General features: G+C 73.6%; 26 protein-coding genes. 5 read left to right on the forward strand and 21 right to left on the reverse strand.

The features are described 5' to 3' along the window. Positions 1-56: 56 nt before the first annotated feature. The 9 genes from MET2598_RS0130450 to MET2598_RS0130490 all read right to left on the reverse strand — a co-directional run bounded on the left by MET2598_RS0130450 (position 57) and on the right by MET2598_RS0130490 (position 8,297). A complete protein-coding gene (locus MET2598_RS0130450; RefSeq protein WP_012336023.1) occupies positions 57-833 on the reverse strand; it encodes an ABC transporter permease in 777 nt (258 codons plus the stop codon). Beyond that, positions 830-1,786 (reverse strand): ABC transporter permease subunit, encoded by a 957-nt coding sequence (locus tag MET2598_RS0130455; RefSeq protein ID WP_012336022.1) that lies wholly within the window; start codon positions 1,784-1,786, stop codon positions 830-832. Before MET2598_RS0130455 ends, MET2598_RS0130450 begins: the two co-directional genes overlap by 4 nt. Beyond that, positions 1,783-2,865 carry an ABC transporter ATP-binding protein gene (locus tag MET2598_RS0130460; protein ID WP_018263440.1) on the reverse strand — a complete coding sequence of 361 codons (1,083 nt, stop codon included), beginning with the start codon at positions 2,863-2,865 and terminating at the stop codon, positions 1,783-1,785. The genes MET2598_RS0130455 and MET2598_RS0130460 overlap by 4 nt, the downstream gene beginning before the upstream one ends. A 99-nt stretch (positions 2,866-2,964) precedes the next feature. Then, the gene (locus MET2598_RS0130465) at positions 2,965-3,171 is read right to left on the reverse strand and encodes a hypothetical protein (RefSeq protein ID WP_012336020.1); all 207 of its coding nucleotides are present in this window, start codon (positions 3,169-3,171) and stop codon (positions 2,965-2,967) included. Next, the gene (locus tag MET2598_RS0130470; RefSeq protein ID WP_236728842.1) at positions 3,168-4,787 is read right to left on the reverse strand and encodes a patatin-like phospholipase family protein; all 1,620 of its coding nucleotides are present in this window, start codon (positions 4,785-4,787) and stop codon (positions 3,168-3,170) included. The genes MET2598_RS0130465 and MET2598_RS0130470 overlap by 4 nt, the downstream gene beginning before the upstream one ends. 503 nt (positions 4,788-5,290) lie before the next feature. Next, positions 5,291-5,665 carry a hypothetical protein gene (locus MET2598_RS0130475; protein WP_012336017.1) on the reverse strand — a complete coding sequence of 125 codons (375 nt, stop codon included), beginning with the start codon at positions 5,663-5,665 and terminating at the stop codon, positions 5,291-5,293. A 270-nt stretch (positions 5,666-5,935) separates the two neighbouring features. Beyond that, positions 5,936-6,568, reverse strand: coding sequence for a TPM domain-containing protein (locus tag MET2598_RS0130480; protein ID WP_012336016.1), 633 nt, complete (start codon positions 6,566-6,568; stop codon positions 5,936-5,938). Next, the gene (locus tag MET2598_RS0130485) at positions 6,558-7,355 is read right to left on the reverse strand and encodes a TPM domain-containing protein (protein WP_018263442.1); all 798 of its coding nucleotides are present in this window, start codon (positions 7,353-7,355) and stop codon (positions 6,558-6,560) included. The genes MET2598_RS0130480 and MET2598_RS0130485 overlap by 11 nt, the downstream gene beginning before the upstream one ends. A gap of 345 nt (positions 7,356-7,700) precedes the next feature. Continuing rightward, positions 7,701-8,297, reverse strand: coding sequence for a LemA family protein (locus MET2598_RS0130490; RefSeq protein WP_051086613.1), 597 nt, complete (start codon positions 8,295-8,297; stop codon positions 7,701-7,703). A 339-nt stretch (positions 8,298-8,636) separates the two neighbouring features. Between MET2598_RS0130490 and MET2598_RS0130495 the strand changes: the two genes are divergently transcribed. Further along, positions 8,637-8,906, forward strand: coding sequence for a DUF6894 family protein (locus MET2598_RS0130495; protein ID WP_012336013.1), 270 nt, complete (start codon positions 8,637-8,639; stop codon positions 8,904-8,906). 30 nt (positions 8,907-8,936) lie between these two features. On the opposite strand, the gene MET2598_RS0130500 is transcribed toward MET2598_RS0130495, so the two are convergent. From MET2598_RS0130500 to MET2598_RS0130525, 6 genes are all read right to left on the reverse strand, one after another. Next, a complete protein-coding gene (locus MET2598_RS0130500; protein ID WP_012336012.1) occupies positions 8,937-9,725 on the reverse strand; it encodes an ATP12 family chaperone protein in 789 nt (262 codons plus the stop codon). Between the two features lie 49 nt (positions 9,726-9,774). Continuing rightward, positions 9,775-10,434: an HAD-IA family hydrolase gene (locus MET2598_RS0130505; protein WP_012336011.1), complete on the reverse strand. Its 660-nt coding sequence runs from the start codon at positions 10,432-10,434 to the stop codon at positions 9,775-9,777. A 30-nt stretch (positions 10,435-10,464) separates the two neighbouring features. Then, positions 10,465-11,004: a hypothetical protein gene (locus MET2598_RS42420; RefSeq protein WP_051086546.1), complete on the reverse strand. Its 540-nt coding sequence runs from the start codon at positions 11,002-11,004 to the stop codon at positions 10,465-10,467. 183 nt (positions 11,005-11,187) lie between these two features. Then, complete coding sequence (locus MET2598_RS0130515; protein WP_018263444.1) at positions 11,188-12,597, reverse strand: RluA family pseudouridine synthase; 1,410 nt, start codon at positions 12,595-12,597, stop codon at positions 11,188-11,190. Positions 12,598-12,775: 178 nt separating this feature from the next. Next, the gene (locus MET2598_RS0130520) at positions 12,776-13,600 is read right to left on the reverse strand and encodes a ParA family protein (RefSeq protein WP_018263445.1); all 825 of its coding nucleotides are present in this window, start codon (positions 13,598-13,600) and stop codon (positions 12,776-12,778) included. A 138-nt stretch (positions 13,601-13,738) separates the two neighbouring features. Then, a complete protein-coding gene (locus MET2598_RS0130525; RefSeq protein WP_012336007.1) occupies positions 13,739-15,052 on the reverse strand; it encodes a replication-associated recombination protein A in 1,314 nt (437 codons plus the stop codon). 282 nt (positions 15,053-15,334) lie between these two features. On the opposite strand from MET2598_RS0130525, the gene MET2598_RS0130530 reads away from it, so the two are divergent. Beyond that, positions 15,335-15,595: a DUF2934 domain-containing protein gene (locus tag MET2598_RS0130530; RefSeq protein WP_012336006.1), complete on the forward strand. Its 261-nt coding sequence runs from the start codon at positions 15,335-15,337 to the stop codon at positions 15,593-15,595. A 201-nt stretch (positions 15,596-15,796) separates the two neighbouring features. On the opposite strand, the gene MET2598_RS0130535 is transcribed toward MET2598_RS0130530, so the two are convergent. Beyond that, on the reverse strand, positions 15,797-17,194 hold the full coding sequence (locus tag MET2598_RS0130535; RefSeq protein ID WP_018263446.1) for a deoxyribodipyrimidine photo-lyase: 1,398 nt from the start codon (positions 17,192-17,194) through the stop codon (positions 15,797-15,799). A gap of 321 nt (positions 17,195-17,515) precedes the next feature. Here MET2598_RS0130535 and MET2598_RS0130540 point away from each other — a divergent pair, with 321 nt between their 5' ends. Next, on the forward strand, positions 17,516-17,704 hold the full coding sequence (locus tag MET2598_RS0130540) for a hypothetical protein (RefSeq protein ID WP_012336004.1): 189 nt from the start codon (positions 17,516-17,518) through the stop codon (positions 17,702-17,704). A 3-nt stretch (positions 17,705-17,707) separates the two neighbouring features. On the opposite strand, the gene MET2598_RS0130545 is transcribed toward MET2598_RS0130540, so the two are convergent. After that, a complete protein-coding gene (locus MET2598_RS0130545) occupies positions 17,708-18,787 on the reverse strand; it encodes a TRAP transporter substrate-binding protein (protein WP_012336003.1) in 1,080 nt (359 codons plus the stop codon). 213 nt (positions 18,788-19,000) lie between these two features. On the opposite strand from MET2598_RS0130545, the gene MET2598_RS0130550 reads away from it, so the two are divergent. Next, the gene (locus MET2598_RS0130550) at positions 19,001-19,579 is read left to right on the forward strand and encodes a tyrosine phosphatase family protein (RefSeq protein WP_012336002.1); all 579 of its coding nucleotides are present in this window, start codon (positions 19,001-19,003) and stop codon (positions 19,577-19,579) included. Positions 19,580-19,618: 39 nt separating this feature from the next. On the opposite strand, the gene MET2598_RS0130555 is transcribed toward MET2598_RS0130550, so the two are convergent. Together MET2598_RS0130555 and MET2598_RS0130560 are read right to left on the reverse strand one after the other, a co-directional pair. Then, positions 19,619-20,434, reverse strand: a complete 816-nt coding sequence (locus tag MET2598_RS0130555; protein ID WP_018263447.1) for a Cof-type HAD-IIB family hydrolase — start codon at positions 20,432-20,434, stop codon at positions 19,619-19,621. 1 nt (position 20,435) lies between these two features. Beyond that, a complete protein-coding gene (locus MET2598_RS0130560) occupies positions 20,436-21,701 on the reverse strand; it encodes an alpha/beta hydrolase (protein ID WP_012336000.1) in 1,266 nt (421 codons plus the stop codon). Between the two features lie 257 nt (positions 21,702-21,958). Here MET2598_RS0130560 and MET2598_RS0130565 point away from each other — a divergent pair, with 257 nt between their 5' ends. After that, on the forward strand, positions 21,959-23,128 hold the full coding sequence (locus MET2598_RS0130565) for a polysaccharide biosynthesis/export family protein (protein ID WP_012335999.1): 1,170 nt from the start codon (positions 21,959-21,961) through the stop codon (positions 23,126-23,128). Positions 23,129-23,204: 76 nt separating this feature from the next. Here MET2598_RS0130565 and ettA read toward each other — a convergent pair whose 3' ends face one another. Then, positions 23,205-24,857: an energy-dependent translational throttle protein EttA gene (ettA, locus tag MET2598_RS0130570; RefSeq protein WP_012335998.1), complete on the reverse strand. Its 1,653-nt coding sequence runs from the start codon at positions 24,855-24,857 to the stop codon at positions 23,205-23,207. Between the two features lie 207 nt (positions 24,858-25,064). Continuing rightward, positions 25,065-25,328, reverse strand: a complete 264-nt coding sequence (locus MET2598_RS0130575) for a hypothetical protein (protein WP_018263448.1) — start codon at positions 25,326-25,328, stop codon at positions 25,065-25,067. Between the last annotated feature and the right edge of the window lies 1 nt (position 25,329).

Here is a 25,329-nt window from a genome sequence, read left to right on the forward strand (position 1 = left end):
CACGCGCCGCGCGGGCTTCTCATCCGCTGAACGGACGTGATCGTCCGGATAGCGGATCAGCTGCGGCGGGCGGTGAGGAGCGAGGCGACGAGGACGCCGAGCGCCACGGTGGCGATCAGCAGGGTCGAGATCGCGTTGATCTCCGGCGTCACCCCGAGCCGGACCTGGCTGTAGAGCCGCATCGGCAGGGTGGTGGCGCCCGGCCCCGAGACGAAGCTCGCGATCACGAGGTCGTCCATCGAGAGGGTGAAGGCGAGGAGGAAGCCCGCCGCCACGGCGGGCAGGATCAGCGGCAGGGTCACGGTGCGGAATACCGTGGCCGGGGAGGCGCCGAGATCGGCGGCGGCCTCGAGGAGCGTCCGGTCGAGCCCGCGCAGCCGCGCCTGCACCACCACGGCGACGAAGCAGAGCGTGAAGGTGGCGTGCGCCGCCACGATGGTGAGGAGGCCGCGGTCGATCCCGAGCGCCACGAAGAGCAGCAGCAGGGAGAGGCCGATGATGACCTCCGGCATCACCATCGGGGCGACGAGGAGGCCCGAGAACAGCGCCCGGCCCGGGAAACCGCCGCGCCGGTCGAGGGCGAGGGCCGCCAGCGTGCCGAGCACGGTGGCGAGGCTCGCCGAGGCGAGCGCGACCTTCAGGGTGGTCAGGGTGGCGGCGACGAGGGGCCCGTTCTCGGCGAGGCGCGCGTACCAGCGGGTCGAGAAGCCGCCCCAGACCGTGACGAGCTGGGAGGCGTTGAACGAGGCGGCGACGAGCAGCAGGATCGGCCCGTACAGGAAGGCGAAGCCCAGCACGAGCGCGGCCACGGCGAGGGGGTGCGGGCGGCTCACGGTCGCTCCATCTGGCGGGCCTCGGCCTCGCGGAACAGCACCAGCGGCCCGGCCACGATCAGCAGCATCACCACGGCCACCGCCGCGGCGAGGGGCCAGTCGCGGTTCGAGAAGAACTCGCTCCACAGGACCCGCCCGAGCATCAGCGTGTCGGCGCCGCCGAGCAGGTCCGGGACGATGAACTCGCCGATGATCGGGATGAAGCAGAGCAGCGCCCCGGCCGCGAGGCCCGGCGCCGAGAGGGGCAGGGTCACGGTCAGGAAGGCCGCTTCCCGGCTCGCCCCGAGGTCGCGGGCCGCCTCGATCAGGCCGCGGTCGAGGCGCTCCAGCACCGCGTAGAGCGGCAGCACCATGAAGGGCAGGTAGGCGTAGACGATGCCGATCAGGATCGCGGCCGGCGTGTTCAGGATCGTCAGCGGCTGGGCGACGAGGCCCAGCGCCAGCAGGGCCTGGTTGAGGAAGCCGTCCGCCTTCAGGATCGCGATCCAGGCGTAGACCCGGATCAGGAAGCTCGTCCAGAACGGGATCACCATCAGGGCGACGAGGAGCGGCTGCAGGCGCCGGGGCGCCCGCGCCATGCCGTAGGCGATCGGGTAGCCGACGAGGGCGAGGAGGAGCGTCGCGGCGAGCGCGATCCACAGGGAGGTCAGCGCCGCGTCGAGGTAGAGCGGGTCGGCCGCGAGGGTGCGGTAATTCTCGAAGTCGAGGGCGGCGAGGAAGTCGGACCAGCCGGCCACCCCCGCGTCCCAGTCGAGCACCGGGGTGTAGGGCGGCAGCGCGGTGGCGGGGTCCGAGAGGCTGATCTTGAGGACGATCAGGAAGGGCAGCCCGAAGAACGCGAGAAGCCAGGCGAAGGGCAGGGCCGGCACGGCCGCCCGGGCGAGGGCGTCGCGCAGGCGCCGCCCCGGACGGGCATCGCGGCGGGCATCGGGGCGGCGCGGGGGCCGGCTCACGCGGGCACCAGGGCGGCGGCCTCGGGCGCGAAGCCGAGCCGCACCGCGAGGCCCGGGGCCAAGCCCTGTGCCCCCGCCGGCAGCGCGGCCCGCCATTCCCGCCCGTCGCCGAGCCGCACCCGGTAGACGATCTTCTCGCCCAGGTAAGTCGCGTCCGTGAGGGTGGCGGGGATCCCCTCCCCGTCCGGGCGCAGGACGACGCGCTCGGGGCGCAGCGCCAGCGCGGCCGCGGCCCCCTCCGGCCCGGCCCCGTGATGGTCGGTGCCGGCGAGCGGGCCGAGCGGCGTGTCGAGCCGGCGCGGGCCCGGCCCGCCGGGGCCGAGCCGGCCCTCGATCAGGTTCACGTCGCCGAGGAGCCCGGCGACGTAGCGGGTGGCGGGGCGCTCGTAGAGGTCCGCGGCCGGCCCGACCTGGACGAGGCGGCCGCGATCCATCACGCCGATCCGGTCGGCGAGCACCATCGCCTCCGGCGGGTCGTGGGTGACGACCACGAAGGTCGTGCGCAGCCGGCGCTGGATCGCCCGCAACTCGCCCTGGGTCTGCTCGCGCAGGGTGCGGTCGAGGGCCCCGAGGGGCTCGTCGAGGAGGAGCACGCGCGGGCGCTTGGCGAGGGCCCGGGCGAGGGCGACCCGCTGGCGCTGGCCGCCCGAGAGGCGGTCGGGCCGGCGCGCCTCGAACCCGTCGAGCTGGACCAGCCGCAGCATCTCGGCGACCCGCCCGGCGATCTCGCGCCGGCCGAGCCCCTCCCGGCGCAGGCCGTAGGCGACGTTGTCGGCGACGCTGAGATGCGGGAACAGCGCGTAGGACTGGAACATCATGTTGACCGGCCGGCGATGCGGCGGCACGCCGGTGAGGTCCTGCCCGTCGAGCAGGATGCGCCCCCGCGTCGGCGCCTCGAAGCCCGCGAGCATGCGCAGCAGCGTGGACTTGCCGCAGCCCGACGGGCCGAGCAGGCAGAAGAACTCGCCCGCCGCGAGGTCGAGGCTGACCTCCTCGACCGCCGGGATCGGTCCGAAGCGCTTGGTGACGCCCTCGAAGCGGAGCTGGCCGGGCGCGGGGGCGGAGGAATCGGGCTGCAAGGTCGTCCGGTCGGGGCAGGAGAGCCCCTGTTACACGCAAGAACCCGGTCCGCCGTCAAGGCGCGGCGTCCGCCGCCGCGCCGGCCCCGGCGCGGCCCCTCACCGCCCGCCCACGCTCCGCCGCAGGGCGCCGTCGGTGATTCCCTGCAATTTGTCGTCGATGTCCCGGCGGAATCGCCGCGCGTCGTCGGCGATGAGCTGCATCTCGGCGCGCGCGCGCCGCTGCGCTTCCCTGACGGCGGCGTTTCCCTCCAGCGCGTTGCGCCGGTGCCCGGCGGCGTCGGGACCTCGCGAATCGTCGGTCATGCGCCCTCTCCGATCTGCTCCAACTGTACCAGAAGGGTCTCGAACGAGTCGATCGCGAGGCCCGTGACCGCGTCCCGGAAGTCGTCCAGGACCGCGTCGGGGGGGCGCTCGTTGGAGTCGATCGAGACGATGAAGGCGGGGCGCGCAGGGTCCGGCCGCCCGCGGCGGAATATGGGGATGCAGAGCGCCCAATCCATGTCCCGCCAGACCTGCTGCCTGCGATAGCGGTTCGGCCGACCCGGCAGCGCCACGGATTGCGGAAAGGGCACCGTATGGAACTGCGCCCGACCGCTGGTCCAGGCCAGGCCCGCGACGGTGGCGTCGAGCGGCAGCAGGAGACGCTCGTCGAGATCGGCGTCGTAGCCGGCGCCGTAGCGCAGGCGAAGGGATCGCGCGTGGCCGTCATCCGGCATCGCCAGGGACACGCGCACCCGGCGCGGGCCGGCCCCGCGGCGCGAGGTGCCGTCCAGTCCGGCGAGGATGTCCTCGACCGCCCTCACCATCGTCTCGCAGGCGCGTCGGTACAGGCTCGGCCGCGCGAACAGGCGCAACTCCAGTTCGACATCCGCCGCGATCGTGGACTCGGCCACCTGCCTCAGGGCGGCCTGCCGGCCGAGGTCGAACTGAAGGACGTCGAGATCGGTTCTCAGGGTGATCAATTCCGACCGGCCGACCGCCCGCAGGTTGAGGATCCCGGACCCGAACAGGGCGGTCCGGATCGCGGCCGGCAGCCACGCCGCGCCGCCGAGCTCCTCGTTCTCCGGCACCTCCTCGGCGATCTCGAAGGCCAGGGTCACGGCATCCGGATCGAGGGCGCGCTCCTCGTCGAAGGGCCAGGCGGGCAGGTTCGAGACGATGCCGCCGTCGACGAACACGTCCGCGCCGATCCGCTGCGGCGCGAAGACGATCGGAATGCTGATCGAGGCCGCCACCGCGTCCGCGACGGCGATGTCGGGCGTCGTCTCCGCCGAGAAGAGCGTGAGTTGCCGCGTCGAGAGATTCGCTCCGACGATCTTGAGCGGCAGGAGATGCCCGCCGTCGAAGTCCCGCAGCCTCACGATCCGGTCCGGTTCCGCCGGGAACGCGCGCGCCGCGATGACCCGGCCGAGGGCGCCCTTGAAGCGCTCCAGGCGCGAGAGCCCGGCGAGCCCGGCCCGGATGCGCCGGAAGACGATGCCGAAGGTTGCGAGCCACAGCCCCCAGAGGATCAGCGCCGCGGCGACGTTCGCCATCGCGGCGCACAGGAACGAGCCGAGGAGGAGGAGGGTGACCGAGAGGGCCGCCGCGACCGCGACCCGCGCGAGGCCGCAGCGGAGCAACGCGCGCAGGCGCGCCACGCGCGCCCATCCGCCTTCCCCGAACAGCGCCGGCGCCGTGGACAGGGCCGCATCGATGCGGGCCAGTTCGTCGAGGATGGTGCGTCCGGTGATCGGGTCGGCCATGTCGTCGGCCGAGAAGCCGCTGGCCTTCAGCGCCGCCACGATGGCGCCGGCGGAGGTCCCGGCGACTCCGCGGATGTCCACGGCCCTGGTTTCGAGGGCCTTCAGGGCCCCTACGTGGACCAATCCCTTCGCGCCGCCCCCGGCGAACGCGACGAAGGCCGGAATCTCGGGCACGGGCCGATCCGTCATCGGCGCGCCTGCCTCGGCAGCCGTCTTCCCCAGAGGAAGCGCCGGATCTTTCGGGACGCGATTCGACACCGCACGATCGTGCGCCAGCGTGGCCGGACGGACAACCGCTCGTCCGGAGCCGATCTCCGGAAGCGAGGCATCGACGGCCGGGCGGACGCCGCCGCCCGTGGCGCGGGCCCGGCCGCCGGGCCGCTTTCGCGGTCGCTCTCCCCCGTTCGGGGGACGACGGCGCCGCGCCCGCCCGCTATGCCGGGACGTCTTCATCCGACACGCGACTTGAGCCCGCCCCGGCCCCGGCCAGGGCGGGCTCCCCTTCGCCCGGCACATCGACGCTCCGTCGGTGTCCGGGGTGCCGGTCCGATCCGGCGCTGTCGCGACGTGCGGATCGCGAGACCGCACGGATTCAGCCTCCGGACCTCGCCCGTCGGGACCCTTTTGCGGGAGCGTCAGGACCCGCCGCGGGACCCTCAGGACCCGCCGCGGGAGCGTCAGGACCCGCCGCAATGGGCCCGGATGATCCCGTCGAAGGCGGGGAACGGCTGTCCGGAGGCGCCGAAGGGCGAGAAGACCATGTCCTGTTCGGGCACGGCCGCGAAGGTCCGGAATTCCGTCGGCAGGCCGAGGCCGTCGCGGGTGCGGATCTCGCCGCACAGGATCACGGGCGGTCCCTCACGCCGCCGCAGGCGGCGCAGCTGCACCGCGGCGGGGTCGTGCGATTCGCCGTTGAGGTTGCGCAGGACCATGGCGAGTTCGGCGGGCGGGAGCGCCTCGCCGCTCCCGTCGACCACGGTCTGGGCCGATCCCGCCCCCGCGCAAAGGAGCAGCGTCGCCGCCCAGAGGAGGCGGAGCGTGCGCAATGCCATGGCGGGCCTCCGAGCCGGCCCCGAAGCGCCGTTCGTCCCATTCTCGCTCCCGCGCCGCGCGGAGGGAAGCCTTCCCGCGCCCGCGCCTCGGACCAAGGTGGGGGGCGGCGATATCTTGCCGCTGACGCGATCGGGCGCGTATTCGAGAGTTGACACGCGTCGATCCCGCGCCGCTGTCCTCGATCACGGTGGGATCCGCACTCTCCTCCCGAGACGTGTCGCGACTTGGCGTCTCTCTCCCGGGCGGGAGGGGGACGCCCTCTCGGCCCCTCACCCGTCGAGGATGACCCGGTTCGGCAACTCGTCCGGATCGCCCGGCCCGGCCGGCGCCGCGGCGGCGAGGCGCTCGCCGAGGCGCGCCAGAATCGCGACGAGGCCGGCCTCCGCCTCGCCGCGGCGCAGGGAGGCGGCGAGGTCGGCGAGGAGATCGGTCCAGGCCTGCGGCCCGATCCGCGCCAGCAGGCCCTCATCCGCCACGATCTCGGCGTGCCGCTCGGCCAGCGACAGGAAGAGGAGCAGGCCGGTGCGGCCGCGCGTGCGGGTGAGGCCCCGCGACCGGAAGGCGAAGAGCGCCGCCTCGCGCACCCGCGCCCGCCGCAGCGACCGGGGCACCAGGGCGAGGTGCAGCCGCTCCGACAGGCTGAGCGCCAGGATCAGCGCCACGGCGCCGGCCTGGGTCAGGAGGATCCGGCCCGCGCTCCAGGGCGTGAGCAGCAGGAGCGCCCAGGGCAGGAGGAGCCCGGCGAGGAGGGCCGCGGTGAGCACGAGGGAGCGGTAGCGCCCGGCGCGCGCGCTCACCATCACGACGATCTCGGCCGAGGTGCCGGCCTCCGCCCGCGCCACGGCCGCGGCGATCCGCGCGCAGGCCTCCGGGCCGAGGAGGTCGGCGGGCCTACCAGTCACCGGACGCTCCCCCGCCGCCCGAGGAGCCGCCCCCGCCCGAGAACCCGCCCGAGAAGCCCCCGGACGAGCCGCCCCCGCTCCAGCCGCCGCTCCAGCCGCCGGAGCCGGGGCCGGGCAGGACGACGAGTCCGCCGCGCCCGGCCCGGTTCATCCGCCACAGCACGACGATCACCACGAGGATCAGCAGGAGGAAGAGCAGGACCTGGGCGGGGTCGACCTCGTCGGAGCGCACCTGCGGCCTGCGCTGCCAGTCCTGCGCGTCGCCCGCCAGGATCGACAGGATGCCATCCACGCCGGCCTCGATCCCGCCCGCGAAGTCGCCGCTCTTGAAGCGCGGCGTGACCGCGCTCGCGATCAGCACCTTGGTGAGGGCGTCGGTGAGCGCGCCTTCGAGCCCGTAGCCGACCTCGATGCGCACCTTGCGCTCCCGCGGGGCCACCAGCAGGAGGACGCCGTTGTTGGTCTTGGCCTGACCGAGCTTCCAGCTGCGGAAGAGCTGGTTGGCGTAATCCTCGACGCTGGTGCCCTGCAGGCTCGGCACCGTCGCCACCACGACCTGGTCGGAGGTCTTGTCCTCGTGGGCCTTGAGCTTGGCATCGAGGGCGTCGCGCCGCGCGGGGCCGAGCAGCCCGGCCGCATCGACCACCCGGCCGGTGAGCGCCGGGAAGGACAGCTCGGCCGCGCGGGCGGCCGCCGGACGCAGCGCGGCGAGGAGCAGGATGCACAGGACGAGCCCGCGGAGGAGCCGCCCGCGGGGATCGGGCCGGATCGGCAGGGCAGCGGGCACGGCCCGGTGCCTAGAGCAGCACCCGATCACGTTGCAATCGGGTGCTGCTCTAGGTCTTTGATCTTGCCGCGTTTTCTGCGACGAACCGGCATCCACTTCGTCGGAAAATGCTCTAGAGGCTGCCATGGCCCGCAGACCGGTGTTGTGTCGCGTCAGCGACGTCCGGCCCACCAGGAGGCCGGACGCCGCGGATGGCGTCGCTGACGCGACCCTTCGGGCTGGCCGGGGTCGGGCGCCGGGTGCGTCGCCGCGCCTGGCCGGGAGCCCCGCTCCCGGCTGCACGCGGCTCCTGCCCGGCGCCCGACCCTGGCCAGCACAACACCGGTCTGCGGTCCATGGCAGCCTCTAGAACTTTACGTTCGGCGGGCGCGCGGCGTCGGGCGTCGCCGTGAAGGTCTCCATCGGCTTCGCATCGGGATACAGGATCCCGGCGATCCAGCGCCCCGGGATCGTGCGCACCTCGGTGTTGTAGGCCCGCACCGCCGCGATGTAGTCGCGCCGCGCCACCGCGATCCGGTTCTCGGTGCCTTCGAGCTGCGATTGCAGGGCGAGGAAGTTCTGGTTCGACTTGAGGTCGGGGTAGCGCTCGACCGTGACCAGGAGCCGCCCCAGCGCCCCCGAGAGCTGGTTCTGCGCGTCCTGGAACTCCTTGAACTTCTGCGGGTCGCTGACCGTGCCGGCATCGACCTTGACGCTCGTGGCCTTGGCGCGGGCCTCGGTGACGCCGATCAGGACGTCCTTCTCCTGCTGCGCGTAGCCCTTCACGGTCTCGACGAGGTTCGGGATCAGGTCGGTGCGGCGCTGATACTGGTTCTGGACCTCGCTCCAGGCGGATTTCGCCTGCTCCTCCAGGACCGGCACCCGGTTGACGGCACCGCAGCCCGAGAGGCCGCCCGCCACCGCGACGAGGGCGAGGGCGCCGACGACCCGGGACGGCCAGATCCTGGACGGCGAAGTCCGGGACGGCCGAGATTGAGATGGCCGGGATTGAGATGGCCGGGATTGAGACGGCCGGGATTGAGACGGCCGGGATTGAGACGGCCGGGATTGAGACGGCAAGGAGCGGGCGTCCCGGACGCCCCCGTTCCGCTTCGCGCTCATGCCCTGCCCTCCTGCCGGATGCGCCCGGCCCCACCCGGAGCCGCCGCCTCCCGCTTGCCCGCGCCCGCGCGCAGCGTCAAGGCGCCGAGCCCGGGTGACAGACCGCCCGGGAAGGCGCAGTCTGGCGTCCGGTCAGGGGCGGCGAACGGCCCCGCCGGGGGGGGGCGAACGGAGGGCGGGATGCCACGCTACCATTTCGACGTGCAATCCGGATCGGGCGTCGTCTGTCAGGACTTTTTCGGGATCGACTGCCCCGACGACGCGGCGGCCCTGGCGCTCGCGCGCCACGGGGCCGGCTTCACCTCGCACGACGAATGCGCCCGCAACCCCCAGCTCGCCCGCTACCGCTTCGCGGTGACGGACGAGGCGCACCGCCCGCTCTTCACGGTGCCCTTCACCGAGCTGGAGCCCGATCCCCGGCCCCGGCGCAGCCGCGTGAACCTGGCCTGAGACGGGACGGGGGCGCCCCGGGCGGCGCCCTCACGCCGTCAGGGCGACGAGCCGCGCGGCGGTCAGGAAATCCTGCTTGCGCAGCGCCCGGCGCGCCTCGGCCTCCTCGTCGCGTCCCCAGACGCTCGCCTGGAAGGTCTCGTCGACATGCGCCGCCTCCCAGGCCTCCTCGGCCGTCAGGCGTCCGCGCAGCACCGCGAGGGCGAGCAGGACCGAGCCGGTGAGCGTCGTCATGACGTGCAGCCCGGTGAGCGCGAGCGGGCTCTCGACCGCCTCGACCGCCCGGCGCACCGCCTCTAGCGAGCCGGCCGGCTGGGCCACGTGCATCACGCCCTCGCTCAGCACGATGAGCGCGCCGAGTTCGTCGCGCGCCCAGTCGAGCACCGGATCCCAGGCCGCCGCCTGGCTCGCCACCAGCCGCGCCGGGTCGCCCGCCCGATAGGCGAGGAGGTCGGAGCCCGCATAGGCCGCGATGTCCTGCACCACCGCCTCGCGCCGCTCGGCGACGCCGTCGAGGGCCGTGTTGACGAGGCGGGTGAGCGGCATGCGGGCCGGGTCGATCACCTCCGCCTGCGCCCCCCATTCCTCGGCCAGCGCCCGGGCCACGGCCGGCTGCGGCACCGCGACGACGCGCCGGCCGGGGGTGCGGGCCGGGCGCCCGTCGAGGACGAGCCGGTGCCCGTCCTCGGCCTCGGCGGTCCCGGCCTCGGCGTAGAAGCGCTTGGGCAGGGCGGGCCTGCTCGCCGTCCGGGCGGCGCGGAGGGGATCGGGATTCGGCTCGGGCTGGCCCAGCCAGTCGCGGAGGGTGTCGTCGCTCATCGGATCGAGATAGGCGGGAGCGGGCCGGAATGCGAGGCTCCGGGTTCCGCTACACCCCCGCTCGCCCCTCCAGCACCGTGCCGAGCTCCGCGTAGGAGGTCACCACCTCCTGGGCGCCGGCGGCGGTGAGGGCCTCCGGGGTGTGGTAGCCCCAGGCGACGCCGATCGGGACCACCTTGGCGCCGCGGGCCATCAGCATGTCGTAGGTCGTGTCGCCGATCATCAGCGTGTCGGCGGCGGAGAGGCCCACCTCGCCCATCGCCTGTTCCAGCATCGCCGGGTGGGGCTTCGAGGGCGCGTCGTCGGCGGTCTGCACGGTCGCGAACCAGCCCTCCCAGCCATAGGCCCGGATCAGGTGGTCGACGCCGCGGCGGGACTTGCCGGTGGCGATGCCGAGCTGCACCTCGGGCTGCCGGTGGAGCCGGGCCAGCAGCTCCGCCGCCCCCGGGAAGAGCGGCTCGCGCAGGGCAGCCTCGGCGCGAAGCCGGTGGAAGGCCTCCTTGTAATGGGCGGCGAGCGCCGTCACGGGCCCGTCCGCCCCGACCAGGGCCGTGAAGGCCTGGGGCAGCGAGAGCCCGACCACCGAGAGCGCCCGCGCGCGGCTCGGCGCCGGCAGCCCGACCGCCGCGAAGGCCGCCTCCTGCGCCGCCACGATCAGGTGCTGGCTGTCGACGAGGGTGCCGTCGACGTCGAAGACGATGAGGATCACGCGCAGCCGCCGTCCGTTCCGCCGCCGCCGTCAGGACCGCGGGCGCCCCTCCGCGCCGCGGGGCGGCGTGCCCGGCTGGATCCGCTCATAACCCAGGCGGCAGCGGATCAGGAAGCGGCGGCGTGCCCCACCCCGCAGGTTGCGCCGCAGCGCGGCCCGATTGCAGGCCGCGTAGGAGATCCGCCGCTTGAGGCGCTGGCCCGCGGCGGGCCGCCCCCCCTCCGCCCGCGCGCCCGCCTGCGCCGGGGCACCCGGGGCCGCCTGCGGCGGCAGAGGATGGGGTGGGGCCGCCTGCGGCGGCGGGGACTGGGGGGGGGCCGCCTGCTGCGGCAGGGACTGGGGTGGGGCCGCCTGCGGCGGCAGGGGATGGGGTGGGGCCGTCTGCGGCGGCAGGGGATGGGGTGGGGCCGCCTGCGGCGGCCCGGGCTGGGGCGGGGCCGTCTGCGGGCTGGTCGCCTGCGTGGTCTCGGGCCGGGCCGCCGGGGCCGGCGGCTGCTGCGCCCGGGAGACAGCCGGTGCCAGCGCGGCTGCGGCGAGGAGGCCGAGAAGGCCGAGCGCGGCAGGTCTCATCGGGGCAGGTCTCATCGGGCGAGGTCGCATGGGCGTCGGGCTCTCTCGCGAGGGGGGAAGATCTGGCCGCCCGACGGCGCCAGCGGCAAGAATAAGGCGCCGGGCGGTCCTGCCAAGACCCGTCCGACGGCCCGTCCGACGGCCCGTCCGATCGGGCGGCAGCCGGGCCGCGCCCGGGGCCGATCAGCCCTCGGGCGCCTCCACGATCGGGTCGTAGCGGCCCGCGTCGAAGCCGAGCAGGTTCCAGCTCTGGGCCATGTGCGGCGGCAGCGGCGCGGTGACGTCGACCGGCTTGTTGGTGCGGGGATGCGGGATGACGATGCGGCGCGCCAGCAGGTGCAGGCGGTTCTGCAGGCCCCCGGGCAATTCCCAATTCTCGATGTCGAAGTATTTCGGGTCGCCGACCAGCGGGTGGCCGATATGGGCGGCGTGGGCCCGCAGCTGGTGGGTGCGCCCGGTCACCGGCTTCAGCGACAGCCAGGAGAGCTTCTGCCCGGCCTGGTCGACCACCGCGTAATAGGTCAGCGCGTGGCTCGCCCCCTCGTCCCCGTGCTGGGCGACGCGCATGCGCGCATCGGCCTCGCCGACCTCCTCCTTGGCGAGGTAGGTCGAGACGCGGCCCTGGCGGACCTTCGGCACGCCCGCGGCGAGCGCCCAGTAGATCTTGCGCGCCGCACGCGACCGGAAGGTTTTGGCGAGCGTCGCGGCGGCGAGCCGGGTCTTGGCGATGACGAGGCAGCCGGCCGTGTCCTTGTCGAGGCGGTGGACGAGGCGCGGCTTCTGCCCGTCCGGCGCGCGCAGGGCCTCCAGCAAGCCGTCCACGTGGCGCTTGGTGCCCGAGCCGCCCTGCACCGCGAGGCCGTAGGGCTTGTTGAGCACCATCATGTCCTGGTCCTCGTAGAGCACCAGGGAGCGCAGATAGGCGAGGTCGCTCTCGGCCCGGGCCGGGCTCGGGCCGGGCTTGGCCGCGTCGAGCTTGAGCGGCGGCACCCGCACGCTCGCCCCCGGCTCGACCCGGTCGGCGGCCTTCGCGCGCTTGCCGTTGACCCGCAATTCGCCCTTGCGCACGAGGCTCTGGATGCGGGTGAAGGGCAGCTGCGGGAAGCGCACCGACAGGAAGCGGTCGATGCGCATCCCGGCCTCGTCGGGTGTCACCTCCAGGGTCTGCACGCCGGTGGCGAGGGCGGCGGCGGTCGCCTCGCGGGTCTCCCGGCGGGTCGGGGCGGGGGCGGCGGCCCGCGGCGGCCGGGCCGGCGGCGCGGCCGCGCGGGGAGCCCGGGGCGGGCGCGGGGGCTTGGTCGCCGAAGTCTTGGCCGCCGAAGTCTTGGCCGCCGAAGTCTTGGCCGCCGGAGACTTGGCCGCCGGAGACTTGGCCGCCGGAGACTTGGCCGCCGGAGACTTGGCCGCCGGGATCGCCTCGCCCTGGTCCCAGGGGGCGGCATCGCCGAGGTCTCGGCCGCCGGCGGCGCGTTCGGCGGCGTCGCGGGCGGTGTTGCGCGGCCCGGTGCGCGCCCGCGCGGGCGGGCGCCCGGGCTTCGGGCGCCCGGCATCGGCGCGCGCGCGTCCGCCGCGGGAAGGGGGTTTTCCGGTCATGCGGGGCTCCTAGCACCCGGTCCGGGCCCCGGCAAACCCGGCCTCTCATCCGCCATCCGGTTGATGGCTTCGCCATCTCCGATTTCGGCCATGCGGATGGCGGCTTCGCTCAGGCGCCGCGCACAGGCGCCGCGCAGGCTGGTGATCCGGGACCCGCTTCGATCAAGCCGATCCCGGATCAGGCGCAGGGCGTGCGCACAAACCCTTCGAGCCGGGGCGGATAGACGGGCATCGGCGGCCGCGCCTCGACCCCGAAGCGGCGCACCACGTCGGCGGCGAGGCCGCGGAAATCGTCCACCGCCCGGGCGCGGTCGCGGTGGCGCCGCAGGGGCCGGCGGCGGGCGAAGGCCTCGCTCACCGCCACGTCCACCCGCACCCCGCGGATCATCTGGCCGGGGCCGAAATCCGTGCGCAGCCGGCCCAGCACCTCCTTCTCGACGTTGGAGCGCAGGTCGATGCGCATCGGCGCGATGGCGAAGCCGAGTTCCGCGGCGCCGAATTGCAGCATCATCCGGTGATAGGAGCGGGCGAATTGCCGGACGCCCTCCAGGCCGAGGGGATCGAGGGTGGTGGGGATGACGACGCCGTCGCTCGCCATCAGGGCGCAGACGGTGAGCGCCGCGGCGGCGGGCGGCACGTCGATCAGCATGAGGTCGTAATCGGCCCGCAGCGGCCACAGGGCGTCGTCCAGGCAGCGGATGCCCTGGGCGGTGATCTGCCCGTCGAAGCCGCGGTCGGCCGGCAGGAGGTCGACCTCGTCCTCCTCGCTGCGCAGGACCGCCTCCCGGAGGTCCACCCGCCGGCCGAGGAGCGGCGCGTGGCTGTTCCCGCGGCCGAGCCGGGCCGCGAGCCCGAAGCCGAACCCGGCATGTCCCTGAGGATCGAGGTCGATCACCAGCACGCGGAACCCCTCGGCCGCGAGATCCGCCGCGAGATTCACCGCAACGGTCGACTTCCCGGTCCCGCCCTTGCAATTGGCGATCGAGAGAACGCGAGCGCTCATGTGGGGGCGGTCTCCCGAACGGCGCCGCCGGCCGTCTGTTGTCTGGTTCTGATCATCGTCCGCCCCAATCTGACGTTAGGGAGGGTGCCCGTCAACTTGGTAGGCGAGGATGGTTCACGAAACCTTCACAGAGCGGCGCTACTCGCCCTGTTTCCGCCGACCGCGCTCCGCCTCCCACCATTGCAGCCGCTCGGCGATGCGCCGCTCGAAGCCGCGCTCGGTCGGGGCGTAGAAGTGCTGGCGGCCGAGGCGCTCGGGCCAGTAATCCTGCCCCGAGAAGGCGTCGGGCTCGTCGTGGTCGTAGCGGTAGCCCTCGCCGTAGCCGAGCCGGCGCATCAGCTTGGTGGGGGCGTTGAGGATGGTGCGCGGCGGCGGCAGGGAGCCGTGCTCCTTGGCCACCCGCGTGGCGGCCTTGTAGGCGGTGTAGACCGCGTTCGATTTCGGCGCGGTGGCGAGGTAGACGGTCGCCTGGGCGAGGGCCAGTTCCCCCTCGGGCGAGCCCAGAAAATCGAAGGCCTCCTTGGCGGCGTTCGCCACCGCGAGCGCCTGCGGGTCGGCGAGGCCCACATCCTCCACCGCCGCGCGCACCAGGCGGCGGGCGATGAACAGGCGGTCCTCGCCCGCGTCGAGCATGCGGCAGAGATAGTAGAGCGCCGCGTCCGGGTCCGAGCCGCGGATCGTCTTGTGCAGGGCGCTGATCAGGTTGTAGTGCCCCTCCTGGGCCTTGTCGTAGACGGGGGCACGGCGCTGGATCAGCGCCTGCAGCGCCTCGGGGGTGAGCACCTCGTCGCCGGCCGTCGAACGCCAGATCTCCTCGGCGAGGGTCAGCGCCGCGCGCCCGTCGCCGTCCGCCATCCGCAGCAGCACCGCGCGGGCCTCGGGATCGAGGGGCAGCGGCCGGCCCTCCGCCGCCTCGGCCCGGTCGAGCAGCTTGCCGATCGCCGCCTCGTCGAGGGCGCGGAAGACCAGAACCCGGGCCCGCGACAGGAGCGCGGCGTTGAGTTCGAAGGAGGGGTTCTCCGTCGTGGCGCCGACGAGCGTCACGGTCCCGTCCTCGGTCACCGGCAGGAAGGCGTCGAGCTGGGCGCGGTTGAAGCGGTGGATCTCGTCGACGAAGAGCAGCGTGCCCTGCCCGGCCGCCCGCCGGGCGCGCGCCGCCTCGAACACCTTGCGCAGCTCGGCGACGCCCGAGAAGATCGCCGAGATCTGCTCGAAATGCAGCGCCGTCTCGCGGGCGAGGAGCCGCGCCACCGTGGTCTTGCCGGTGCCGGGCGGTCCCCACAGGATCAGCGAGCCGAGGCTCCCGCCGCGCAGGAGGCGGGTGAGCGCGCCGCCCTCCCCGGTCAGGTGCTCCTGGCCCACCACCTCGGCGAGGCTGGTGGGGCGCAGGCGGTCGGCGAGCGGCCGGGGGGCGCCGGCGGCGAGCCCGGCGGCGGCGAAGAGGTCGGACATGCCCGCATCAAGACCGGCCGGACCCGCCGCCGCAAGGGCCGGGCGCCGCGAAGCGGTTGACGGGCGGCGCCAGGCGATCCGGCGGCACGGCGCGGCTCCCGGTCCGCCGATCCCGGGACGGCAGCGGCCGGAACCGCGGACTCGAAGCATCTCCGCCCGCCTGGAGCCCTCGGCAGCCATGTCTCCTCGGCAAGACCCCCGGTTTTCGGTCGCGACGACCCGCTTAAGCTTTTGTTAACCACCCCCACCCATCGTCGAACCAGATCAATCCTGGAGTTGAGCATGGATCACGTCGAAAACAGGATCCGCGAGCGGGCCTACGCGCTGTGGGAGCGCGACGGCCGCGCGATGGGCCGCGACGCGTATTACTGGGACCTCGCCGAGCGGGAGCTGCGCGAGGCGGCCCCGGCGGCGCCGGCCCGCACGCCGCGGGCCAAGGCGGCCCCCAAGGTGCCCGGCAAGGCGCCGAGCAAGGCCGCGTCCGCCGTGAAGGCCGCCCCGCGCCGCCGCCGCGCCGCCGGGGAGAGCACCGTCGCGCCCTGAGGCGGACCGGTCATCCGCTGTCCGGACGATCAATTCCGGACAGCGTCTGACGAGCCCGCGCGGCGCTTGAGCGAAGCCGCCATCCGCATGGCCGAAATCGGAGATGGCGAAGCCATCAACCGGATGGCGTATGCCAAAAGCCCGCGCGGCGCGTGAGCGACGCCGACATCCGCATGGCGAAGCCATCAACCGGATGTCGGATCACGCCTCCGCGGCGCAGAGCGCCTCGACGCTGCGAAGGTAGCCCGCGGCGTCGAACTTCCTCAGCGTGTTGGGGCCGAGATAGCGCACGGTGCCGAAGATCGGGCGCCGGCCCCAGGGCGGGTCGTGCAGGCCGTAGATCCAGGCCACGTTGGTGAAGGAATTCGGGTCGCGCCCGTCCAGGAAGTAGCGGTTGTTGAGCCGCAGGGTGCGCCGGAACCCCTCCTCGGGCGAGGGGGACCATTCGAGGATCTTCTTGCCCCAGTACATGCGCAGGTGGTTGTGCATGTAGCCGGTCTCGCGCATCTCCCGCATCGCCGCGTTCCAGTGGCGGTCGTGGGTGCGGCCCTCCTCCAGCGCGGCCTCGTCGTAGAGCGGGTCGCGGCGGTCGCCCGCGTGCTCGGCCAGGGCCCTGCGCGCCCAGTCCGGCACGGCCGACTCGTAGCGGTCGTAGCCCGGCTGGTAGTGGACGTGGTTCATCGCCAGTTCGCGCCGGACGATCAGTTCCTCCAGGTAGGAGGCCTTGTCCTCCGGGCCGCCGGCCGCGGCCGCCCGCACCTTCAGGGCGATCGCCACCGGCGAGATCTGGCCGAAATGCAGGTAGGGGCTCATGTGCGAGGCCGCCCCCGCCTCGGGCCGGTTGCGGACCGTGCCGTACTGCGCGAAGGGCCCGGCGAGGTAGGCGTCGAGCCGGGCCATCGCCTCGTCCTCCCCGCCGCGGAAGCGCCGCACCGGGCGCACGGCGCGGTCGAGGGTCAGGGCGGCGAGCGCCGCCTCCGGGTCCGAGACGTCGAGGTCGCTCGCCAGGGCGAGCCCGTCCGCCGCGTGCGCCACCCTGCGGGCGCGCAGGGGCGCGAGGTAGGAGTCCCAGAGCCGCTGCAGCTTCGGGCGCAGGGTGCGGGCGGCGAATTCGTGCTTGTCCGAGGCGGTCTCGACCGGGACCACCACGTCGCCCTCGACCTGCACCACCGGGCAGGCGAGGCCCCGGGCGATCTCGGCGCTCCACGCCCTCTGCACCGTGAGGTAGCCGCGGTCGAGCACCGCCAGGGCCGCCTCGGCGCCCAGCGCCAGGGCCGCCGCCGCCGGGGTGGAGCGGCGCAGCACGAAGGCGATGCCGCGCCGCTCCAGCCCGGCCCTGGCGGCGGCGAGCCCCTGCAGCAGGAAGGCGTAGTGGCGGGCATTCGCCTCCGGGAAGGTCCGGCCGCCGTCGAGGAGGCCGAACCCCACCACCACGGGCAGGCCGAGGCGGTTCGCCTCGTCGATCGCGTGTTCGAGGGCCGGGTTGTCGCGGCTGCGCATCGCCTGCTGCATCAGGTAGAGCACGTAGCGCCCCTGCCGCGGCGGCGCCTGGTTGAGCGCGCGGATCCGCGCCGCCTCGATCGGCCCCTCGCCCGCCATGTCGTCCCCTCCCCGATTCCCGGCGCCAACCTGGAGCGGCCGGCCCGTTCGGGCCAGTGCCCGCCCCTGCGACAAAAATCGGCAACGTTGCCAATAATGCCGGCTTGCCTTCGCGGCGGCGCATCCTATCTTGTTGCAGTGCGGGATCGCGATGGCGTCGCGGTCCCGCTGCCCTCCTTGGGCGTTTCCTCCCTAGACTTGGGCCGCACCTCGTGTGCGGCCTTTTTTCTGCGCCGTGCGACCCGCCGGGGCGCGGCCGCGTTGCCGCCCTGCCCTGGCCCGCCGCATGCATCGCCGGCGCCGGACACGGACGGAGGCGAGATGCAGCACTTCACCCTTCGGATCGAGCAGAGCGGCAGCGGGCTCGTCTGCATCACCAGCCCGGAGATCAAGAGCCTGTTCGTCGCCGACGAGACCCTCGACGGCGCCCTCCAGGCGGTGCCGAGCTTGGTGAAGGCCCTCACCCGCGACGAGAAGGCGGGGCGCCCGGTCGAGGAGCCGGCCGAGTAGCCCTCAGCCCCGCACCCGCGCCCGGATCATGAAGTTGTCGTAGGTGTACTCGGCCACCTGGAACCACAGATAGGCGTCGTTGCGGAAGCTCCTGAGCGAGTCGTAGAGCCGCTTGAAGTCGGGGTTCTTGGCCGACAGGTCGGCGTAGATCTCGTTGGCGGCCTTGAACGCGGCCTCCATCAGGTCCTGCGGGAAGGGCTTGACCTGGGTGCCGGCGCGCAGGAGCTGGCGCAGGGACGCCATGTTGCGGGCATCGTACTTCGCCTGCAGGTCGGCATGGGCCTGGGCGGCCGCCATCTGGGCAATGGCCTTGTAGGATTTGGGCAGTTCGCTCCATTTCTGGGCACCGAACCAGAAGTGCAGCATCGCCCCGCCCTCCCAGAAGCCCGGGTAGTAGTAGAAGGGCGCCACCTTGTTGAGGCCGAGCTTCTCGTCGTCGTAGGGGCCGATCCACTCGGCGGCGTCGATCGCCTTGGATTCGAGGGCGCCGAGGATCTCCGGACCGGGCAGGCTCTGGGGCACGACGCCGAGCTTGGCCAGCACCTGGGCGCCGAGCCCGCCGATGCGCAAGCGCAGCCCCTGCAGGTCGGCGGTGCTCTTGATCTCCTTGCGGAACCAGCCGCCCATCTGGGCGCCGGTATTGCCGCCCGGCAGGGCGTAGAGCTTGTGGCGGGCGAAGATCTCGTTGAACAGGTCGAGGGCGCCGCCCTGGAGCATCCAGGCGCTCTGCTGGCGGGCGTTGAGCCCGAAGGGCATCGCGGTGGCGAGGGCGAAGACGGGGTCGCGGCCCGGATCGGACGAGGCCGCCGCGTAGCCCATCTCGACCGTGCCGGCCCCCACCGCGTCGAGGAGCCCGGCCTCGCCGCCGGGGGCGGGGGCGACCTCGATCTGGAAGCGGCCGTCCGTGGCCTCGCCGACGACGCGGGCGAAGAGTTCGGCGGCGCCGTAGAGCGCATCGAGGCTGCGCGGGAAGGCCGAGTGCAGGCGCCAGCGCAGGTCGGGCGCCCCCTGCGCCAGGGCCGGCGCCGCGAATCCGGCCCCCGCGAGCCCGACTCCCCCCGTCAGCAGATCGCGACGCTTCATGCCCACTCCCCGGCCCGTGTCACACCGCCTCCCTAACGCCCCAGCGCCGCTGCGGTCCCGAGGCGCGGGGCGCATCGTCCGCGCCGCGCCGGCGTCGCCGCGGTCGCGGCGGCCGTTCGCGCGCCCGATGCTTAGCCCGGTTCCCCGCCTGGCGCACCGGGGACGCGGAAGAACGCGCTCGAACCGGGCCCGCGCCTGTGCTAGCGGGATGGCGTGACACCCGAACCGATCTCCCTCCACACCGTCTGCGGCCTGGAAGAGCTGGGGCACCACGCGACCCGGGGCGTGACGCACGTGCTCTCGATCCTGGATCCGGGCTGGCCGGAGCCGGACGCGTTCGGGACCTACGACGCGCATCACCGCACCACCCTGCGCTTCCACGACATCATCGCGCCGACGCGAGGGCAGGTGCTGCCGGAGCCCGACCACGTGGCGGCGATCCTGGCCTTCGGGCAGGACCTCGCCGGGGAGCGCCCGCGCGACCGGCACCTGCTGATCCACTGCCACGCCGGCATCTCGCGCTCGACCGCCGCGATGACGATGCTGCTGGCCCAGGCCCATCCGGACCTCGACGAGGCGGCGGTGGTGGCCCGCGTGCACGAGTTGCGCGAGAAGGCGTGGCCCAACGCCCGCATGATCGCCTTCGCGGACGAGGCCCTCGGCCGCCGCGGCCGGCTCTCGGAGGCGGTGCGCCGGCTCCACGCCCTGCAGCTCAAGGTGCGTCCGCATCTCGACGGGCTGATGCGGGAATTGGGGCGCGGGCAGGAGGTCGACGCGGCGCTGAGGGGGTAGCCGCGATCGCGGCCGGCGGACCGGCCGCCGGCCCCGGCGTCACGCCCCCGAGGCGGGGGAACGCAGCACGAACCGCGCGATCGCCCGCGCGAACCCGTCCGCGTCGTTGCCCGCCGTGACCTCCCGCGCCGCCCGCTTCACGGCCTCGGCGGCGTTCCCCATGGCGATCGGCAGGCCGCTCTGCGCGAACATCGCCACGTCGTTCGCCATGTCGCCGAGGGTCGCCACCTCCTCGCGCGCGAGCCCCAGTTCCTCCCGGATCCGCGCCACGAAGCGGCCCTTGTCGGCGCCGGGGGGCGTCACGTCGAGGTAGTAGGCCTGCGAGCGGTGCACCGAGGCCGACCCGCCGAGTTCCGCCGCGAGCGCCGCCTCGCAGGAGGCGAGCGCCGCCGCGTCCCGGCTCACCCCGACGAGCTTGGCGGCCCGCGCCAGGAAGGGCGCGAGGTCCGGCACCACCCGCGGCTGCGCCGCGAGGGTGCGCCGCTCCAGGTCCGTGTAGGGCGCGCGCGGGTCGCGCAGCAGCCACGCGCCCTCCGCGAACACCCAGAGGTCGATGCGGGCGGCCGCGAAGCGGGAGGCGGCCGCCCGCGCCGCCGCCTCCGGCACGAACGCCTCCGACAGGACCGAGAAATCCGGCGCCAGCACGGTCGCGCCGTTGAAGGCGCCCATCGGCAGGGTGAGGCCGAGGGCCGCCGCGAGCGGCCGCAGCCCCACCGGCGGGCGGCTCGACGCCACCGTGAAGGCGATGCCCCGTTCCCGCAGCGCCGCCACCGCCGCCACCGCGGCCGGCGTCAGGCGCTTGTCGGGGGCGACCAGCGTGCCGTCCACGTCCGACACCACGAGGCGGATCGCCATCTCAGATCTCCCGATGGGCCGAATCCGGCTCGGCGGGGATCTCGGCGCGGGCCGGCACGATCTCGGGCGCCAGCACCCGCTCGCGCAGGCGCTGCGGCCCGAGCACGAGGGCGAAGAAGTCGTACTCCCCCGGCAGGTCGTTCGACATCAGGTACTGGAAGTGCATCCGGAACGGCCGCGCGCTGATCTTGGCGTAGACCTCGGGGCTGAGGATGTCCTTGAACCGCGCCGAGCGGATCGCCGGGTTCGCGGTGCGCCGCCGCGGCGGCAGGGCGAGGTCGCGGCCGGGATTGAAGCCCGGAAAGTTCATCCAGTCCTGCGGCGCCTGGAAATCCGCCCAGACCACCCGCTCGCTCTCGACGAGCGCGGCGATCTCGGCCCGCACCCGGCGCGCCCGCGGGTTGACCGCCACCAGCGGCAGCCCCGCCCCCAGGGTGACGAGGGAGAGGTCCCGCCGGCCCGTCCGCGCCAGCAGCCGCGCGGCGAGTTCGACCGCGGTCAGCGCGCCCGAGGAATGCCCGACCAGCATGACCTCGTCGGCCGGCGTCTCGGCGATCCGCGCCGCCACGTGGTCGGCGAGGGCGGACAGCCGCGCCTCGTAGTCGGGCCGCCAGCCGTTGCTGTGCTGCCAGTTGAAGACCCAGTCGTTGATGAGCTGGCGCAGGAAGATCCGGTCGAGGAGAGGCGTCGCCAGGATCACCGCCCCCACCCCGCCGAGGAGCCCGAACCCGACGCTCGCCAGGGCCGGCAGCCCCGTCCCGCCGCGCTCCAGCCCCGCCCCGAGCCCCAGCCCGAGGAACACGCCCAGGACCACGAGCAGCACCGTCATCACGAAGGGGTACAGGATGACGTTCCCGTATTTCCAGTTCAGCGCGTAGAGGCGGAACAACTTCCCGGTCGCGAGGGCGTGCAGGATGCCGACGGTGAGCAGCAGCATCGAGAGCGGCAGCGGCCGGCGGAAATCCTGCCGGACGAGGTCGTCCCAGAGCAGCACCTCGTAGTCGATGCGGGTCTCCCAGGTCGCCCGGCCGGCCTCGACGGTCCAGGCCTGGACGAGCCCGTCCGGGCTCGCGCGCGCCGGCGAGACCCGGCGGCGCGGCAGGTCGAAGCGCCGGCCGTAGCGGGAGAGTTCGCGCACGAAGAGCGCCCGGTAGCGCTTATGAGATTCCGGGTCGTAGCCCGGCAGGTAGAAGACCTGCCGCCGCCGCACCGGGCCGCCCGGCCCCTGGGGGAAATCGGGCGGCGTGTAGCCGATCGTTCCAGTCATGCGCCCCTCGACCGCATGCGCTCCTCGACCGCGCCGCGAGGCCGGGGTCTTAGCCCCTCCGGGCGGGCGGGTCCAACCGGCGGCGCGGCCCGGCGGGCCGTCAAGATCGTGTTCCGGCACGCGGGCGGCCCTGTGCGATACGGGGAGTGCGGGGAGCCTCCCCCCTGCCCGACCCAGTGTGACACGGCGGCCACGGACAGCCCCCGCCGCTTGGAGTAGGAGCCAAGCTCACGCGGACAAGGACGAGCCACGAACGGATGCGCCCCCTCCCGATCGCTCTCTGCGCCGCGCTCGCCGTCTCCGGCTGCAGCAGCTTCCTGCCCGCCTCCGGACCGACCGGCAGCGCCGTCGCCGAGGGCGCGGACATCGCCACCGACCAGGGCCTGTTCGCCCGCTACGAGATCATCGACGTCGACGCGTCGACGGTGGAGGCCCTGCGCGGGCGGCCCCTCGACAGCCTGCTCGCCTCGTTCGGCGACCGCCGCCCCTCGGTCGAGCCGGTGATCGGGATCGGCGACGCCGTCACGGTGACGATCTGGGAGGCGAGCACCGGCGGCCTGTTCTCCGGCGCCCTGGTGGCGGACCGGTTCTCGGCGGGCTCGAAATCCGCCACCATCCCGCCGCAGGTCGTCACCCGCGACGGCACCATCACGGTGCCCTACGCGGGCCGGATCCAGGTCGCGGGCAAGCGCGTCCAGGACGTGCAGGGGCAGATCGAGCAGGAACTCGCCGGCAAGGCGATCGAGCCGCAGGTGATCGTCACGGTGACGCAGCCCGCCAGCACCGTGGTGACGGTGACCGGCGAGGTCACGGCGGGCGCCCGCATCCCCCTCTCGACCAAGGGCGACCGGCTCCTCGACGTGATCGCCTCGGCGGGCGGCGTGCGCGCGGCGGTGAGCGAGACCTTCGTGCGCCTCTCGCGGGGCCAGACCACCGCCACCGTGCCGCTGACCGCGGTGGTCTCGAACCCGCGCGAGAACATCTACCTGCGCCCGGGCGACACCCTCACCCTCGTGCGCGACCCCCAGACCTTCCTGGCCACCGGGGCCACGGGCGTGAACTACGAGATCCCGTTCCAGGCCGAGGGCATCACCCTGGCCCAGGCCATCGCCAAGGCCGGGGGCCTGCGCGACTTCCAGGCCGACGCGCAGGGCGTGTTCGTGTTCCGCTTCGAGCCGGCCTCGGTGGTGCGCCGCCTGCGCCCGCGCAGCCCGCTCCTCGCCAGCCCGCAGGTGCCGGTGGTCTACCGGGTCAACATGCGCGATCCCAACAGCCTGTTCGTCACCCAGGCCTTCCGGATGCGCAACCGCGACATGCTCTACGTCTCGAACGCGCCCTTCACCGAGGTGCAGAAGGTGCTGAGCGTCTTCTCCACCGTCACCGCGCCGGTCTCGGCCGGCGCCTCGCTCTACCAGACGACGCGATGAGGCGAGGGGCCCGCGGGGGGCCCTTCCTCGTGGTCCCGGCGGCGGAGGGGGGAGCCGGTGCCGGCTCCCCGCCGCCTCAGCGGGTGAACTTCTTGTACTTGATGCGGTGCGGGATGGTGGAATCGACCCCGAGCCGGCGCTTCTTGTCCTCCTCGTAATCCGCGAAATTGCCCTCGAACCACTCGACGTGGCTGTCGCCCTCGAAGGCGAGGATGTGGGTGGCGATGCGGTCGAGGAACCAGCGGTCGTGGCTGATGATGACCGCGCAGCCGGCGTAATCCTCCAGCGCCTCCTCCAGCGCCCGCAGGGTGTCGACGTCGAGGTCGTTGGTCGGCTCGTCGAGCAGCAGCACGTTCGCGCCGCTCTTCAGGATCTTGGCGAGGTGGACCCGGTTGCGCTCGCCGCCCGACAGGACGCCGACCTTCTTCTGCTGGTCCGAGCCCTTGAAGTTGAAGGCGCCGCAATAGGCCCGGCTGTTGATCTCGCGCTTGCCGAGATAGAGGATGTCGTTCCCGCCCGAGATCTCCTGCCAGACCGTGGCGTCGGGGTTGAGGGTGTCGCGCGACTGGTCGACGTAGCCGAGCTTGACGCTCTCGCCGACCGTGATGGTGCCCTTGTCGGGGGTCTCCTGGCCGGTGATCATGCGGAACAGGGTGGTCTTGCCGGCCCCGTTCGGCCCGATGACGCCGACGATGCCGCCCGGCGGCAGCTTGAAGCTGAGATCGTCGATCAGCAGCCGGTCGCCGAAGGCCTTGCCGAGCCCGTCGAACTCGATGACGTTGTTGCCGAGGCGCTCGGCGATCGGGATGACGATCTGGGCGGTCGAGGGGCCCTTCTCCTGCGACTTCGCCACGAGCTCCTCGTAGCGGGCGATGCGGGCCTTGGACTTGGCCTGCCGGGCCTTCGGCGAGGCCGCGACCCATTGCTGCTCGCGCTCGAGGGTGCGCTGGCGCGCCTCCTCCTCGCGGCCCTCCTGGGCGAGGCGCTTCTGCTTCTGGACGAGCCAGGACGAGTAATTGCCCTCGTAGGGGATGCCGCGGCCGCGGTCGAGCTCCAGGATCCAGCCCGTGACGTTGTCGAGGAAGTAGCGGTCGTGGGTGACGATCAGGATCGCGCCCGGATAGGTGCGCAGGTGGCCTTCGAGCCAGGCCACGGTCTCGGCGTCGAGGTGGTTGGTCGGCTCGTCGAGGAGCAGCAATTCGGGCTGCCAGAGCAGGAGCCGGCAGAGGGCGACGCGGCGGCGCTCGCCGCCCGAGAGGGTGGCGACCGCGACCTCGTCGCCGGGGCAGCGCAGGGCGTCCATGGCCTGGTCGACCTTGGAATCGAGATCCCACAGGCCCTTGGCCTCGATCTCGTCCTGCAGGCGGGTCATCTCGTCCGCCGTCTCCTCGGAATAGTTCATCGCGAGTTCGTTGTAGCGGTCGAGGATGGCCTGGCTCTCGGCCACGCCCTCCATGACGTTCTCGCGCACGGTCTTGCTGGTGTCGAGCTGGGGCTCCTGGGGCAGGTAGCCGACCCGGGCGCCCTCCGCGACGAAGCCGTCGCCGGTGAAATCCTTGTCGATGCCGGCCATGATGCGCAGCAGGGTCGACTTGCCGGCGCCGTTGACGCCGAGCACGCCGATCTTGGCGTCCGGGTAGAAGGAGAGGTGCACGTTGTCGAGCACCTTCTTGCCGCCCGAGTAGGTCTTGGTCAGACCCCGCATGTGGTAGATGAATTCACGGGCCATCGGAGTTCCTTCGGTCGAGCGGCGCGGTCCCGCAAAGCCGGCGCGCCGGGCCGACCGTCGCGGGCGCCGGCGCGAAGGTCCGCGCGAGGATAAGGGGTCGCCTCCGCGATAGCAGGGCGGCCGGGGGGTGTGCAAGGCGGGGGTCGGGAGGCCCGACCGCGCCGGGATCCCCCCGCGCGGGATCGGATCGCGGCCCCCCGGAAGGGGCTACCCGAACGGGTTGCGCACGCTCTCGGTGCGCGGCTGCCGCCGCGGCGCCTCCTCGGGCAGGTGGGCCTGCGCCTCCAGCGCCGTCACCACCCCCTCCAGGATCGCCCGGAGCGTCCGCGCCCGCTCCAGGCTCAGCCGGTCGCGGGCGAGTTCCAGGGAGCCGTGCAGGACGATCCGCTCGGTGCCGTTCTCGACCGTGAACGCGCCGAGCGTCTGGACGGTGGCGTCGTCGGAGAAGGGGATGAGCGGGCGGGACGCCATG

This window comes from Methylobacterium sp. WSM2598 (assembly GCF_000379105.1).
Taxonomy (GTDB): Bacteria; Pseudomonadota; Alphaproteobacteria; order Rhizobiales; family Beijerinckiaceae; genus Methylobacterium.

Coding starts and splice junctions, on each gene's coding strand:
- MET2598_RS0130465 (WP_012336020.1), bottom strand. CDS start 3,171: ATGACCGACGATTCGCGAGGTCCCGACGCCGCCGGGCACCGGCGCAAC.
- MET2598_RS0130475 (WP_012336017.1), bottom strand. CDS start 5,665: ATGGCATTGCGCACGCTCCGCCTCCTCTGGGCGGCGACGCTGCTCCTT.
- MET2598_RS0130495 (WP_012336013.1), top strand. CDS start 8,637: ATGCCACGCTACCATTTCGACGTGCAATCCGGATCGGGCGTCGTCTGT.
- MET2598_RS0130500 (WP_012336012.1), bottom strand. CDS start 9,725: ATGAGCGACGACACCCTCCGCGACTGGCTGGGCCAGCCCGAGCCGAAT.
- MET2598_RS42420 (WP_051086546.1), bottom strand. CDS start 11,004: ATGAGACCTGCCGCGCTCGGCCTTCTCGGCCTCCTCGCCGCAGCCGCG.
- MET2598_RS0130515 (WP_018263444.1), bottom strand. CDS start 12,597: ATGACCGGAAAACCCCCTTCCCGCGGCGGACGCGCGCGCGCCGATGCC.
- MET2598_RS0130520 (WP_018263445.1), bottom strand. CDS start 13,600: ATGAGCGCTCGCGTTCTCTCGATCGCCAATTGCAAGGGCGGGACCGGG.
- MET2598_RS0130525 (WP_012336007.1), bottom strand. CDS start 15,052: ATGTCCGACCTCTTCGCCGCCGCCGGGCTCGCCGCCGGCGCCCCCCGG.
- MET2598_RS0130530 (WP_012336006.1), top strand. CDS start 15,335: ATGGATCACGTCGAAAACAGGATCCGCGAGCGGGCCTACGCGCTGTGG.
- MET2598_RS0130535 (WP_018263446.1), bottom strand. CDS start 17,194: ATGGCGGGCGAGGGGCCGATCGAGGCGGCGCGGATCCGCGCGCTCAAC.
- MET2598_RS0130540 (WP_012336004.1), top strand. CDS start 17,516: ATGCAGCACTTCACCCTTCGGATCGAGCAGAGCGGCAGCGGGCTCGTC.
- MET2598_RS0130545 (WP_012336003.1), bottom strand. CDS start 18,787: ATGAAGCGTCGCGATCTGCTGACGGGGGGAGTCGGGCTCGCGGGGGCC.
- MET2598_RS0130555 (WP_018263447.1), bottom strand. CDS start 20,434: ATGGCGATCCGCCTCGTGGTGTCGGACGTGGACGGCACGCTGGTCGCC.
- MET2598_RS0130560 (WP_012336000.1), bottom strand. CDS start 21,701: ATGACTGGAACGATCGGCTACACGCCGCCCGATTTCCCCCAGGGGCCG.
- MET2598_RS0130565 (WP_012335999.1), top strand. CDS start 21,959: ATGCGCCCCCTCCCGATCGCTCTCTGCGCCGCGCTCGCCGTCTCCGGC.
- ettA (WP_012335998.1), bottom strand. CDS start 24,857: ATGGCCCGTGAATTCATCTACCACATGCGGGGTCTGACCAAGACCTAC.
- MET2598_RS0130575 (WP_018263448.1), bottom strand. CDS start 25,328: ATGGCGTCCCGCCCGCTCATCCCCTTCTCCGACGACGCCACCGTCCAG.